The organism is Natronomonas sp., from assembly GCF_046710025.1.
In the GTDB taxonomy this organism is placed as follows: domain Archaea; phylum Halobacteriota; class Halobacteria; order Halobacteriales; family Haloarculaceae; genus Natronomonas.
In genome coordinates this window covers 1-13406 of the sequence record NZ_JBKEGK010000052.1, presented here as the reverse complement: position 1 = coordinate 13406, position 13406 = coordinate 1, and the positions used below count along the sequence as shown (strand labels likewise).

General features: G+C 65.2%; 10 protein-coding genes. 5 read left to right on the top strand and 5 right to left on the bottom strand.

Annotation, left to right across the window (positions count from 1 at the left end):
• The 5 genes from ACI944_RS05540 to ACI944_RS05520 all read left to right on the top strand — a co-directional run.
• Window positions 1-724, top strand: a 724-nt coding sequence (locus ACI944_RS05540; protein WP_411718065.1) for a FlaD/FlaE family flagellar protein, incomplete at its 5' end; no start/stop codon positions are given.
• Window positions 725-731: 7 nt separating this feature from the next.
• The gene (locus ACI944_RS05535; protein WP_411718064.1) at window positions 732-1490 is read left to right on the top strand and encodes an ATPase domain-containing protein; all 759 of its coding nucleotides are present in this window, start codon (window positions 732-734) and stop codon (window positions 1488-1490) included.
• Window positions 1491-1492: 2 nt separating this feature from the next.
• Window positions 1493-3166 (top strand): type II/IV secretion system ATPase subunit, encoded by a 1674-nt coding sequence (locus ACI944_RS05530; protein WP_411718063.1) that lies wholly within the window; start codon window positions 1493-1495, stop codon window positions 3164-3166.
• A gap of 3 nt (window positions 3167-3169) precedes the next feature.
• A complete protein-coding gene (gene flaJ, locus ACI944_RS05525; protein ID WP_411718062.1) occupies window positions 3170-4900 on the top strand; it encodes an archaellar assembly protein FlaJ in 1731 nt (576 codons plus the stop codon).
• Window positions 4897-5775 (top strand): CheF family chemotaxis protein, encoded by an 879-nt coding sequence (locus tag ACI944_RS05520; RefSeq protein WP_411718061.1) that lies wholly within the window; start codon window positions 4897-4899, stop codon window positions 5773-5775. The genes flaJ and ACI944_RS05520 overlap by 4 nt, the downstream gene beginning before the upstream one ends.
• A 16-nt stretch (window positions 5776-5791) precedes the next feature.
• Here the strand turns inward: ACI944_RS05520 and ACI944_RS05515 are convergent, their stop codons facing one another.
• The 5 genes from ACI944_RS05515 to ACI944_RS05495 all read right to left on the bottom strand — a co-directional run.
• Window positions 5792-6526, bottom strand: a complete 735-nt coding sequence (locus ACI944_RS05515; RefSeq protein ID WP_411718060.1) for a metallophosphoesterase — start codon at window positions 6524-6526, stop codon at window positions 5792-5794.
• Window positions 6527-8248 (bottom strand): hypothetical protein, encoded by a 1722-nt coding sequence (locus tag ACI944_RS05510; RefSeq protein WP_411718059.1) that lies wholly within the window; start codon window positions 8246-8248, stop codon window positions 6527-6529. It abuts the gene before it with no gap.
• Window positions 8245-9519 carry a Single-stranded DNA binding protein gene (locus ACI944_RS05505; RefSeq protein ID WP_411718058.1) on the bottom strand — a complete coding sequence of 425 codons (1275 nt, stop codon included), beginning with the start codon at window positions 9517-9519 and terminating at the stop codon, window positions 8245-8247. Before ACI944_RS05505 ends, ACI944_RS05510 begins: the two co-directional genes overlap by 4 nt.
• A gap of 81 nt (window positions 9520-9600) precedes the next feature.
• Window positions 9601-12360 (bottom strand): DEAD/DEAH box helicase, encoded by a 2760-nt coding sequence (locus ACI944_RS05500; protein ID WP_411718057.1) that lies wholly within the window; start codon window positions 12358-12360, stop codon window positions 9601-9603.
• Between the two features lies 1 nt (window position 12361).
• The coding region (locus tag ACI944_RS05495; protein ID WP_411718056.1) for a ribonuclease H-like domain-containing protein at window positions 12362-13406 on the bottom strand (1045 nt) is incomplete at its 5' end.

Here is a 13406-nt window from a genome sequence, read left to right as displayed (position 1 = left end):
CGAAGACGGCGCCTCTGATTCGAACGGTTTCGACGCCGACGAGGAACTGGACGGATCGATCGAGCCCGGGACGGCGGACGGAATGGCAGGTAATGATGTCGACGAGGGAACCGGCGGCGTGGATTCCGCCAGAGATGCCGGGACAGCGACGGCCGATACTGGATCACCTGTCGACAGCGGGAAACCATACCTCGGGACGATGCCATCCGGATACGTCGCCGACATCGTCGTCATGGACTGGCTGGAGTTCCTCGTCGGGGAGGCGGGAGTCGACGGGGCTGCACGGACGATTGCCTACTACGAGGCGATCGACTGGATCGACGGGGCGGCCGCGGAAACGCTACAGACGTTCCTGAAGGGGTTCGGCGACGGCGTCGAGTCCGACCCCGACCCCCGATCCTCGCTGACTGTCGCCCACCACAACCGGAGCCTCCGGTTCATAAGCCGGATCGCGAACCCGGATATGGAGATGGTGGCCTTCGACGAGCGGGCCGGGGCCGGGTCGCCCGGGCGTGGGTCGGGACCGGAGGCGGGGCGGACGCCACGGACGCCCGATCGACGAGGGGTCGAGTCGGACGGCGGCCACGACCTCGCCGGGAGCCGGGATCGGGTGCCAGACGACTCCCTCGAGGGGGGGCGCTCCCGATCGCGTCCGCCCGAGCGGACCTCGGGGTCGGACCGGCCAAACGAGGGGTTCGACTGGGGAGACGAGCGGACGGAGTAACGCCACTATGCAAGATACACGAAATATACGCTCGCTCGGACTCGATGATCATGACCGACTCAACAAGGAACTCGGCGGCGGAATTCCACGGGGGAGCATTGTGCTCATGGAGGGCGACTACGGTGCCGGCAAGAGTGCCATCTCCCAGCGGATGGCCTACGGGTTCTGCGAGGAGGAGACGACCGTTAGTTTCCTCTCGACAGAACTCACCATCGGCGGCTTCCTCGATCAGATGAACTCGCTGTCCTACGATGTCGTCGATCACTTACTCGACGAGCGGATGTTGTTCCTGCACGCCGACCTCGATACGGGCGGCGTTCTCTCGGGCAATAGCGACGATGAAAACCGAATGGATCTGCTCACGCGCCTGATGGATGCCGAGACGATGTGGACGGCCGATGTCGTCATCGTCGACACATTCGACGCCATCCTCCGGAACGACCCGACGTTCGAGGCGCTGATCCGAAAAAACGAGGAACGGCAGGCCGCTCTCGAGATCATCTCCTTCTTCCGCGATATGATCTCCGAGGGCAAGATCATCGTGTTGACGGTCGACCCCTCGACGGTTGACGGCGACGCGATCGGGCCGTTCCGGGCCATCGCCGACGTGTTCATTGAACTCGAGATGATCGAGGTCGGCAACGACGTGCGCCGACAGGTTTCGGTGAAACGGTTCGCGGGCATGGGCGAACAGGTCGGTGATACGATCGGCTACTCCGTCCGATCGGGAACCGGAATCGTCATCGAGAGCCGAAGCGTCGCCTAACAATGACGGAACTGGGAACCGCAAAACCGTCCGACGAACTCAGACAGGCCGCGGCGAGCAGACCGCACCTCCGCGAGCACCTCAAGAAGTTCAAACAGATAACCGGGGAGTTCCCTCTGTTCATCGAGGAGGCAGACAGCGAGTACGAGACGAACCGACCGAATGTCCTCTACCCCGTCGGTGGACCGATCTACTGTCACGTCTACGGCGATGTCGGGCGCGACATGAAGTACTACGCGATCGAGCCGACACTGTCGGGCGACGAGAAAGAGGTGTTCGAGGAAATCAAGGACGAACTGCTCAGACGCAGCGTCACGAAGGATGCTCCACAGAGCGAAGCCGAGTACGGCGATCGGATCGAGGAACTCCTCTCGGAGGCGACACAGATCGAGGGTGATGAACCCGACGACCTCCTCGAACGCATCCGGTTCCGAATCGACCCGAACACGGAGGAGGTCTCGCAAGGAACCTTCGAGAACATCCGCTACCGTCTGAACCGCGACATTGTTGGGCTCGGCCCGCTCGAACCGGTGATGCGTGATCCGGCCAACGAGGATATCCACGTCATCGGCCCCAGCGAGTGTTACGTCGACCACAGCGTCTACGGGATGTTGAAAACGACGGTCGATTTCGGGACGGATGCGGAGTTTGATAACTGGCTCCGAAACATGGGCGAACGGATCGGCGACCCGCTGAGCGACTCCGACCCGATCGTCGACTCGACGCTCCCCGACGGCTCCCGGCTAAACGTCATCTACAGCGACGACGTGAGCCTGAAAGGGCCGAGCCTCACAATCAGGCAGGGTGACGATGTTCCGCTCTCGATCAACCAGATCACAAAGTGGGGAACGCTGTCGCCGGAGCTCTCGGCGTACCTGTGGCTCTGTCTCGAGAACGAACAGACCGTCTTCGTCGTCGGCGAGACGGCCTCGGGGAAGACAACAACGTTGAACAGCATCATGTCGTTCATCCCCCGTGACTCGAAGATTTACTCGGCGGAGGACACCGCCGAGGTGATGCCGCCCCACGACACCTGGCAGCAACTGCTCACGCGGGAGGGCGGCGGCGAGGACTCACAAGACGTCGATATGTTCAATCTCGTCGAAGCGGCGCTCCGATCGCGGCCCGAGTACATCATCGTCGGCGAGGTCCGTGGCGAAGAGGGGCGAATGGCATTCCAGGCGGCCCAGACTGGTCACCCGGTGATGTTGACGTTTCACGCCTCCGATATCGTCTCGATGATCCAACGGTTCACCGGCGAACCGATCAACGTTCCCGAGACGTTCATGGACAATGCCGATGTCGCGCTGTTCCAGAACCGCGTCAAACAAGGCGACGACGTGTTGCGGCGGGTGACGAGCGTTCAAGAGATCGAAGGGTACTCAAAGGAGATGGACGGCGTCGTCACCCGGCAGGCGTTCTACTGGGACCCTGTCGAGGACGAGATCGTCTTCCAAGGCATGAACAACTCCTACGTCCTCGAAGACCAGATCGCCGAGTTGCTCGGGTACGCCGACACCCGAGATATCTACGACGACCTCCAGTACCGCGCGGACATCATCGAGCGGATGATTCAGGAGGATATCCTCGGTTACCACGAGGTCAACGATGCGATCTCCGACTTCCAGCGCGACGGTATCGAAGGGCTTCCGTTCACGATCGCACGGAGTGATTGACACATGGGTGCCGCCGGACGAGCCGCACAGGCGACCCAACTCGCCGGCTCCATTCTCGACGCCTACGATCGGATGGAGATGGACTCGCGGCGATACGTGCTGGCGGTTCTTCTCCCGGCGACAGTGCTTTTTTTCGGTACGGTCGTCGTCGCCGTCGCTTGGCCGACGCTGTTCTTTGTTCGGCTGTTGTTGCCGGTGCTCGGCGCGGTGTTTCTCGTGACCGGCGTCGCTTACCCGAAAGTCGCGGTCGACCGCCGCCGCATCGAGATGGAGGACCGGTTTCACCTGATGGTCACGCATATGACGGTCCTCTCTACGACAAACATCGACCGGATGGAGGTGTTTCGGAAACTCGGTAACGAGGAGGAGTACGGCGAACTCACCGTCGAGAACCGCCGGATCGTCCAGTTGGTCGACACGTGGAACCAGAGTCTCGACGACGCCCTGCGCCGCCGCGCCAAACAGGTCCCAAGTGACTCGCTCACCGACCTCTACGACCGGCTCGCCTACACCCTCGGCGCGGGTCAAGAGATGTCGGATTTCCTCTTCGAGGAGCAAAGCGTCATGATCGAGAACTACAGCACGATCTACGAGCAGTCCCTGGAGAATCTCGATGTCATGAAGGATCTGTACCTGTCGATGGTGCTGTCGATGACGTTTGCGCTGGTCTTTGCGGTTGTCCTCCCGATTTTGACGGGGACAAACCCGACGTGGACCGTCGCGGCAGTCATTTCCATGTTCGTGTTCGTCCAGATCGGCTTCTTTCTCGTCATCCGCGCGATCGTTCCCTATGACCCACTGTGGTACATCGAAGAGGGCTACCGGACGCGCTCGAAGCAGTTTCTCGTTGGAAGCTCCGCGGTCGCGGTGGCGCTGTTTTCGCTCATTACCCTTTCGATGCTCGCGAGCACGTTCGGCGTCTCACCGTTTCCGACCATCGTTCCAATGGCGTCGATCCCGCAACCACTGTATCTGGCGATCCCGACGCTACCGTTCCTGTTTCCGGCGATCGTTTTCCGCCGACAGGAGCGGGCGATCATCGAACGCGACGAGGAGTTCCCGAGTTTCATCCGGGCGCTTGGGGCCAGCGAGAGCGCGAAGCAATCGACCACGTCGATGGTGTTGCGAACCCTCCGGAAGAAGGATTTCGGGGCACTGAGCGAGAACCTCGATGACCTCTATTGCCGGCTGAACATGCGACTCGACACCGAGAACGCTTGGCGGTACTTCGCGGAGGACACAAGTTCCTACGTGATCCAGAAGTTCAGCGAGATGTACCTCATAGGTCGCGAAATGGGGGGCGATCCGAAACTGCTCGGGGAGTTGATAAGCCAAAACATGAACGAACTCGCCCAACTCCGCGAGCGCCGCCGACAGGTCACGATGACGCTGGTCGGGTTACTGTACGGGATTAGCGCCGCCTCGACGTTCGCCTTCTTTACCGGCCTCGAAATCGCGATTATCATGGCCGGGTTCGACATCGACGTTGGTAGCACCGCCGTCGACTTCGGCCAGCTTATCCACACCGACATGTACAATGTTCCGCTGCTTCGGTACCTGTTGCTTCTCGTGTTGTTGTTCAATTCGGTCGTCTCCTCGTTAACGATCCGAACCGCCGACGGCGGCCACTACGGAAACGCGTTGTTGCACTTCGTCGCGTTGATCTGGGTCGGCTGTCTGACCGCTGTCGCGACCGAATCGCTGATTAGCATGCTCCTCGAGGTAGACGTATGAGCGGGGAGGAAAGCGCCGTCGCGGATTTCGTCGGCCGGTTCGCCCGGAACCCCAAGACCGGCATCACCGACGAACCCGAAACCGCTCGCGTCGTGATGAGCCGAAAGCGGCTCGTTATCGCGGCCGAGGACCGGATCACGATCCCGCTCCCGTCGGTCGTCGATGTCGTTGTTGGCAACGTTCCGCCGAACCTTCGTGACCTCTTCGATTCGACCATCACAGTAGGATACCGGGTGGACGACAGCGTCGAGACCGTCCTCATCGAGGGGGGCGACGAGACGATTTCGAAGTTCCAGACGGTCCTATTTAAGTGCCTCCTCAACGGGACAAAAGCGCGGCTCAAGCATCCAGCCCGGGTCGGCGGCCGTGTGACCGACAGCCCAGTTCGGATGGCGAAACTCTCGATTACGCCCGAGCGGGTGGCGTTCAAGACCCAGGCCGGGAGCGTTGGGATCGACATCACGAACGTCGTGGGCTTCGAGCGCACCGAGCGCGCCCCTGACGGAACCGAGCGCCCGACACTACTCGTCAGACACACAGACGACGGTCAGGTGACGATGTCGCTCGTCGCACCGAGTTCGACGCGCCGCCTGAACCTCCTCGGCCGATTCCTCCGGATCGAGTACGGCAAACTGCTCTCTGCGGTCTCCGACATCGACCTCAGCGAGCCCGAAACACAGCTCCTCGTCGCGGTCTACGCCACCGGCGGCGACATCGACTTCACGAGCGTCCTCGACGGTGACGCCGCCCGGGCGACCAACGTCGTGAACTCGCTTCGCAAGAAGGAGTTGATCGAGGAGGGGCCTTCGGGCATGTCTCTGACAACCCACGGCCAGATCATGGTGACCCAGCGGGTCGAAGACGTGAATATTTAGCCACTATCCCATCCCGTCACGCCCGCTCGTAGGGGCCGAGTCGTGTGCCGTCGAGCAGATACGCCTCCCCGCTCTCAAGCCCCGATGGGAGAAATGGCGAGAGGAACCCATCGTTTTCGTTGACCACCGTCCCCCCAGAGCGATCGTTGAATGCCGGGCAGACGACGAGCCGATCCCCGACAGCATCGTAGTCGGGAAAGCCCCCCGGGTCGAGTTGCCCTCGGAGCCAGACGCGCTCGGTTCGGGAGCCGCCCACGGCGTCGGTCAGCCGAACGAGGGGGTGTTCGTGGGCGGTACAGACCAGCGGTGCAGCGACGACCGGGGGTGCGGGCCAGGTGTGGCCGTGACAGAACCCGACGTCGCCGATCCGAGCACCGTCGCCGCCGGTAATCTCGACACCGTCGATCCCGTCAACGACGGCATCGATCCCACCGTCGTGGTTACCCTTCACGATGGTCACAGGGTACTCGGTGGCTAATGCAGTTAATACGTTTCGCAGTTCCGTGCGCTCCTCGCGTCCGGGCGTGCCGATGCTGTCGCCGATATCTCCGAGGAACACCACCCGATCGACCGGGTGGCGGGTCAAAAGCGCCGACAGCCGCTCGCGGCGGCGCTCGGCGCGGCTGTCGAGTTCGACGCCGTCGCGGCGGAGCCCGACTTCGATGCCGGCGTGGTAGTCCGCGACTACGAGGGCTCGCTCGTCCCCGCAGTCGGCGACCGCGGCGGGGTCATCGGGAACCGGATCGAGCATTTAGATCCGCTTCAGCGTGCCGTCAGCGGGCTCGTAACACTGCCCGCTCATCAACGCGTCTTGGATCGCGTCCTCGACAGCGGCGGGGTCAACTCCGTGTACGTCGACAACCGTCGAGACCAGATCATCTCGGTCGGCACCATCGCCATCGTCGAGTTCGCCCATCATCGTCACGACGGCCTCGCCGAGGTCGACTGCGCCAGCGTTGTCGGCCGCTTCGGCGTCAGCGTCATCCGTCTCCGTCTTGGCCCCAGCATCGTCCGTCCCCTGATCGGTGCTCGCGTCGTCCGCCCCTTCGGTAGCGCCGGTGCCGCCGGCCCCGATCTCGGCACCAGCGTCGGGCTCTGCATCGGGTTTCGCCGCTGGCTCCGCTCTCTCGGGCTCGATGTCAGCCGGTTCGACCTCATCGGCGGTCGAGAACTCCGTCCCGTACTCCTCCTCGACCGCTTGGCGTTCCGACTCGTCGAGTTCGAATTCGCCGGGGTCGACGTTTTCGGACTGCTCAAACTCGTCGGCGGCGGCAGAACCTGAATCGGCCGTCGGATCGTCGAGCGGGTCGTCGTCGACGGCGTCCGTCCCTGCCCCGATACCTGCATCGGCGTCGGGTTGCGGTGCCGTTTCGGTGGTCGACCCCGACTCGGTCTCGGACGGCGTCGTCGGCTCTGGGCCTGTCCCAGGGTCGGGTGCCGACTCCGATCCCGTTGGTGTGTCCGGCTTAGCCTCCGCCTCAGACTCCAACTCCGCCTCCGGTTCCGCCTCAGCCGCTGGCTCCGCGTCGGTGGCTGTCTCCGCGGTCGATTCCGAGCCGGCGTCCGTCTCCGTCCGCACCCCCGGCTCCGATCCCGTGTCCGCGTCCGACATCGGCTCCGTATCTGACCCGGATATCGGTTCCGCGTCCGGCTCCCCAACCGCATCTGTTTCGGCGTCCTCGGCTCCGTCAGCGCCCCCCACTCCGGCGGCGGCCGCGGCGCTCTCGGGCGTCGGCGCGCCGGCGAGATCGATCGTCGCCAAGTCGCTCGCGTCGCCAGCCCCCTCCTCCGGAGCGAGTTCGAGTGCGGAGACCTCCTCGTGCTCGCCCGCGACGACCTCGACAGCTTCGAGCGCGACCCGCCTGAGATCCGCGAGGTACGCCGGCGACGTCCCGTAGTAGTCGACCGCGAGCGCGACGCCGTCGGCCAACCGTTCGTCGACGCCCGCCTCGGCGAGCGCCGCCCGGAGTTGGTCGCCGACGAGGCCGGACTCGATCGCCGAGGCCATCACGCCGATCCGCTCGAGCGTTCGCTCGGTAGCGGTCACGACCCACCGGTCCCGCGTTTCGGCATCGACCTCGCTCACCGTTTCGGGGCGGACCGAACTGTAGATCCGGTCTCCGTCGTCAGGTTCGTACGTTCGGGCCTTCCCAGAGAGCGAGAAGAAAGCGGGCGGGTCGGCGCGCTCGAGGACCGCCAAGGCCTCGGGTTGGTACTGCCCGGCATAGGTGACGAACGCTCCCGTCGGGTCGACGAGCCGTCCCCGAACCATCTCGGGATTCACGTCGCCGACCTCGGTGAGGACGCCGACGGCGAACAGGCGGTTGACCCGCGCGCCGGTCGGTGTCACGACGTAGTTCGGGGCGCGTTCCTCGTCGCTCTCGCTGTAGGAGAGCTCCGAGTCGTCGAACTCGGCGGCGAAGAGCCGGTAGGCAACCTCCCGGCGGCCGGGACCGGAGCCGGAGTCGCTCATGCGTCCACCTCCGCGAGGAACGCCGCCGCACGCGCCTCGGGGTCTTTGTCGCTCTCGTCGAACTCGGAGGCATTGAGGTTTGCGCCGTACTCGTCGACCGACAGCGAGCCGCGGACGCGGTACTCCCGGCCCTCAACTCGCTTTGCGATCCGTTCGGCAACCACGTCACGATTCATCTCGTCGCGGGCGTGCTCAAGGGCGTCCTCGAGGGTGCCGCCGTAGACATCGGTGGTCAACTCACGGTCGAGTATGGCCGTAACGGCGTCGGTGCCGTCGTCGAGGATGGCTTTGACTCGCAGGTCGTCCTCGGGGTCGACCTGGCCGTGGGTGCGACACTGGTCGTTCTGGACGACGCGGCCGCACTCGGGACAGCGCTGAATGAGGCCCGAGCCGTCCCGAACCTCGATGACGTTCCCCGTCAGGAGAGCGTCGTAGACGCCGCCCGACTCGACCGCCTCGCGGACGGACAGCTCGGTCGCCGAATCGCTGACGTCGACCGCGGCGACGGGGTCGACCGTCGAAAACTCCGTGATGTTCACCGAGGGGACGCCGCGGAACTCGTCGACGTAGATGTCCTCGAGGCGCACCGACGCGCCATCGGTGATCGCGTCGTGGGGGTCCCAGTCGGTGAACGGGAGCCGCGTCGTCTCGTCGCCCACTTCCCCGCTCAGGATCTCTGTCTCACCGTCCCGGCCGTCGATCGTTCGGCGCTCGACGTCGAGGACCCGGACCTCGATCGTCCGGCCGCGATCGCCCGGTTCGAGGTCGATGAGGTCGCGCTCGCCGCCGACCTCGTGAGGGACATCGATCGGGTCTTCCTCAAGAGTCACTGTCGTCGACCCGCCGAGGTTCAGTTCCGGCTCGCCGTCCCACTCGCGAACGCCGGCGTTGCCCGCGGTGATCGTGTCGCCGGGCGACAGCGAAAAGTCGTTCCAGGCGGTGTAGGAGATCCGCCCCGACTCGTCGGCAAGCTCGCCCTCGAAGATGATCTGTTCGTCGCCCTCGTATCGGATCGATCGCTTGCCGACGGTCAACACCCGCGCCGAGACAGTCACGTTGCCTGACTCCGGCGCGATGTCGGCGATATCCGTCTCGGAGGGCGCCCCGCTTCCGCCGCCTGCGGCCGAATCGCCGTACTTGCGGCGCAGGCTCTGTTTGGCCTCGTCTACCGGTACCGAGTACGAAACGAGCTTCTCGAGATCCGCCTTAACCTCCGTTTTGTCAACGCCGAGGGTGGAGGCGAGTTCCTCGGCCGCGTCGTCGAGACTCATGTCTGACGGTTCGTCGCCCCGTGTCAAAAGGGTTCGTGACGCCCGGCGACGGTTATAAGCCGAGCGTCGAAACCGATCGGCTCAGGAGTAAAACAGCGCCGGGCGACGCGTTTCTCCCCCGGCCTCACGCCCGGGGTCGTACGCGTCGAATGACTCGATCGACGCCTCGCCCAATAGGAGGTCGAGCACGTCGACCGCGGATGCTCGAAGCAGGGGCCGGTTGTCGTTGCCGCAGTTCTCGTCGAACGTGCACGCCGGGCAGCCGTTCGGGCGACCACAGCCACACTCGCGGAGCTGATCGCGGGCACGGGCCGCGAGTGCCTCGAAGGACTCATAGATCGCGCGGGCGAAGCCGAGGCCGCCCTCGACCCCGTCGTATATAAACCACCCCGAGGCGGGCGGGCCGTCGAGTTGTCGTTGTCGCGCGTCGACAGCGTGCTCGGCCGCCCGGAGCGATTCGGGGGGTGAGCCGTCCTCGGGCGTCGTGTCTGTATCCCGGCCCGAGGTGTCCTCGGCGGCGTAGTGCGAATCCAACACGAGTGTCGCCAGCCCGCCAAGGTCACCCTTGTCGACGCGCAACTCTAGCGGTGCGGTCTGTATCGTGGCGTGTTCGGCTGCGTGCAGCCCAGCGACGTAGCCAAGATGTGGCGGGTCGGCCGCATCGGGGGCAACGCCTGTCTCGACGCCGTAGGCGCGGTACGTCTCGACCAGCGTTTGCTCGATTGATTTCGGAACCTCGATCCAACAGAGCTGTGTCTCCATCTCGATCGGTTCCGTTCCGGTCGGGAGTCCGGCCTCAAGGGTCTCGCTGTTTCCGACGGACACCCGATCGTACGCGTCGTGGTGGACGAGCACCGTCCCGTGGCCGAAGTGGAGTTCAAAGCCGTTGACGGTGCGCGACTCCTCGGAGTCGGCTTCGATGACGTTCACGTCGGTTCGGGTCCGGGTGTAATAGTCGACATCGACAGGTGCGAGTTCGATCACCGGGGTCGGGCGCGAATCCTCGACGGAAACGACCTCGAACTGCTGGCCGCCGTGGAGCCGGACCGCCCCCTCGTGGTAGTCGCGGGCGGCGCGGTTCCGGTCGACCGGTTCGAGGTCCAACCCCTCGGGGAGGCTCCACCGATCGCGGTCGACGCTCTCGGCGAGCACCAACCGATAGTCGTCCCCGTCCGTCCCGTAAACGTTCACGTCCGTCTGGGGCCGCGGCGGCCCGGTGTAGTGGACGGCGGCTTCGGGGTGCCCCTCGAGTTTGCCGGTCCGGCGCCACATCTCGATCCCGGCCCGGAGCCGGTCGGCGTCGGCGAACGAGCCGAGGTCGTCGGTCCCGAGCGCGATCTCGTCGGCCGCACACAGCAGGTGGCTAGCGAAGACGGCGTCGTTCGAAATGTCGACGACGGCGTCCTCAACATCGGATTCGAGCAGGTACGCGGGGTTCGAAACGACGTACTGGTCCAGCGTCCGGTGGTCGGCGACCAGCACCGCGAGGCTGTGGTCGGTCCCCCGTCCCGCCCGTCCGATCCGCTGTCTAAACGACTGCCGCTGGCCGGGATAGCCCATCAGCACCGTCGCCTCCAAGGAGCCGATGTCGATGCCGAGTTCGAGCGCCGAGGTCGTCGCGAGGCCACGCAACGCGTCGGTTTGGAACTCCGTCTCGCGCGCGTGACGGGTGCGCCTGCCGAGGCCGGCGTGATAGGGTGCGATCCCCGTCGTCGCGCGCTCGCCGTAGGTCCGTGGGCCTCCTCGAACGTGCTCTTTCGCCCGCTCGACGCTCAACTCGGTGAGTTTGCGGCTCGGGCAGAACAGGAGCGTCTCGATGTCGCTGGCGGTGAGGTGGCCGAACACCTTCGGCGCGTCGACGCTTGCAGGCACGCGGTCGGCGACGCCGTCGTCGTCCGCCCGCGCCCCGTCATTTGTCGAAGAGCCGTTGTCGGTCGTCGGCAATCCGTCGCCCGTCGGCATCCCGTCATTCGCCGCCGGTCCGTCTGAGCGGTCCCGCGGCGGCGGGTTCCAGAGGACGACGTCCCGTGCCCCCTGCGGCGAGCCGTCGTCGTCGACGACCGTTACGGGCGCGCCGAGCAACGTCTCCGAGTGGGCCTTCGGGTTCCCGACCGTCGCCGACGCGAGAGCGTACGTCGGATCGCCGCCCCAGTACTTGAGGACACGTTCGAGCCGGCGGATGATCCACGCCGCGTGCATTCCCTGAACCCCGGTGTATGTGTGCGACTCGTCGATCGCGACCAGTTCGAGGGCGCTGTAAAACCGGCTCCAGCGATCGTGGTGTTCGAGGTAGACGTTCAGCGCTTGGACGTTCGTGAGAATGACGTCGGCCTCCTCGCGGGTCGATCGCCGCTCGGCAGTCGGCGTGTCGCCGTCGTACACCCGGACTCGGATGTCGAGCCCCAAGTCGTCGTACAGGGAGTCGAGCGCGTCGCGTTGGTCGTTCGTCAGCGCCTTGGTCGGGTAGAGACACAGCGCTGTCGCCCTCTCGTTTCGGTCTGCGGCCCGAGTTCCGTCCGGGGCGAGCACGCCGGCCGCGAACAGCCGCCTGGCGATCTCAAGCCCGTAGACGTGGGTCTTGCCGCTGGCGGTCGAGGTCGAAACGCAAACGTGTTCGTTGCCCCCGAGCGCCCGCAGGGCGGCTGCCTGGTGGCTGTACAACTCGAAGGGGTACCGATCGGCGAGAATCGGATCAAGAACCTCTCCGGCCGGGACGGTGTCGGCCTCGCGGGCGGGAACGGTGAGGACGGACGCGGACGCCGAGTCTGGCCCAAGTCCGGCGCGCGGAAACGTCTCGAGCAGTCGGTCGCCGTCGGTCGGTCGTGTATCGTTGTCGTGCATATCAAAAATCTGTCAATCCGCTCTGTCGGCCGCTCGCGCCGCCCGACCCGCTGTCGGTCGCGTCCCGGCGGTCGGCAGCTTCGATCGCCTCGTACACGTGCCAAAGCGCCTCGCAGTCGTCCCGGCAGTACCGCTCGTGTCGCTCCCAGTCGGGGGCGGCCGCCAGGTCGTCGGGGCGTCGCATGAAGCGCCGGTAGGCGGCCGCGGTTTGGGCACCCGAGAGCCCCCGCTCGCGTGGCTCATAGCCCAGCGCGTCGGCGACATCGTCAAGACGATTCGTCCGTCCAGGCAACAACGCGTTACCGTCCCGGACGGCCCATGTATACAGATCGTACCGCCGGAGATCGTTCCAAGCCTCAATGTAGTGGGGGTGATGCCGGCGGAGAAACCGCTCGATTTGGGGATAGTCGAAGCCGTTCCCGTTCCACGTCAGGATCGCTCTGTCGGCGTGGCGCCCGAGCAGCCACTCGAGAAACTGCCCGAGGACGGCGGCAGGGTCGGTCGGATCGGTGCGCTCGACGAACGCCCGGTAGGAATCCCTGGCCGGGTCGTAGACCCCGAACTGCCAGATAATCGTCGGCGAGAGGCCGTCGGTCTCGATATCGAGACACAGCGGTGGGCGACCCGACTGCGTTGGGACCGGCTGCTCGTTCGTCAGTTTGAGCGGTTCGCCGGTCTCGATCACCTCGGCGTGAGCGTGCAGGCGTTCGGCCGTCCGCCGACCAAGCCCCTCGATCGCCGACAACTCGGCGACCGCAACGTCCCCGACATCGGCTCTAGTCCGACAGCCGACATCGGCGAGGCGTTCCTCGGTCGCCGCCCCGACGCCGTCGAGCGCTCGAAGTCCGAACCCGTCGGCGGTGATCGCGTCGGCCGCGGCCGCCCCGTCCGTTCCGCAGGCAACATCGACGAACGCGGCCCCGCCCTCGCCGGTGGCCCCGAGGCCGACCACCGGAACGTCGATCGTTGGGGAATCAAGGGTCGAATCAGTTTCCGAAGGGGTCGCACGCCCCCCGGCCGGCGTGGTGTCGACCGGGAGGGTCCAG

Coding starts and splice junctions, on each gene's coding strand:
- ACI944_RS05535 (WP_411718064.1), top strand. CDS start 732: ATGCAAGATACACGAAATATACGCTCGCTCGGACTCGATGATCATGAC.
- ACI944_RS05530 (WP_411718063.1), top strand. CDS start 1,493: ATGACGGAACTGGGAACCGCAAAACCGTCCGACGAACTCAGACAGGCC.
- flaJ (WP_411718062.1), top strand. CDS start 3,170: ATGGGTGCCGCCGGACGAGCCGCACAGGCGACCCAACTCGCCGGCTCC.
- ACI944_RS05520 (WP_411718061.1), top strand. CDS start 4,897: ATGAGCGGGGAGGAAAGCGCCGTCGCGGATTTCGTCGGCCGGTTCGCC.
- ACI944_RS05515 (WP_411718060.1), bottom strand. CDS start 6,526: ATGCTCGATCCGGTTCCCGATGACCCCGCCGCGGTCGCCGACTGCGGG.
- ACI944_RS05510 (WP_411718059.1), bottom strand. CDS start 8,248: ATGAGCGACTCCGGCTCCGGTCCCGGCCGCCGGGAGGTTGCCTACCGG.
- ACI944_RS05505 (WP_411718058.1), bottom strand. CDS start 9,519: ATGAGTCTCGACGACGCGGCCGAGGAACTCGCCTCCACCCTCGGCGTT.
- ACI944_RS05500 (WP_411718057.1), bottom strand. CDS start 12,360: ATGCACGACAACGATACACGACCGACCGACGGCGACCGACTGCTCGAG.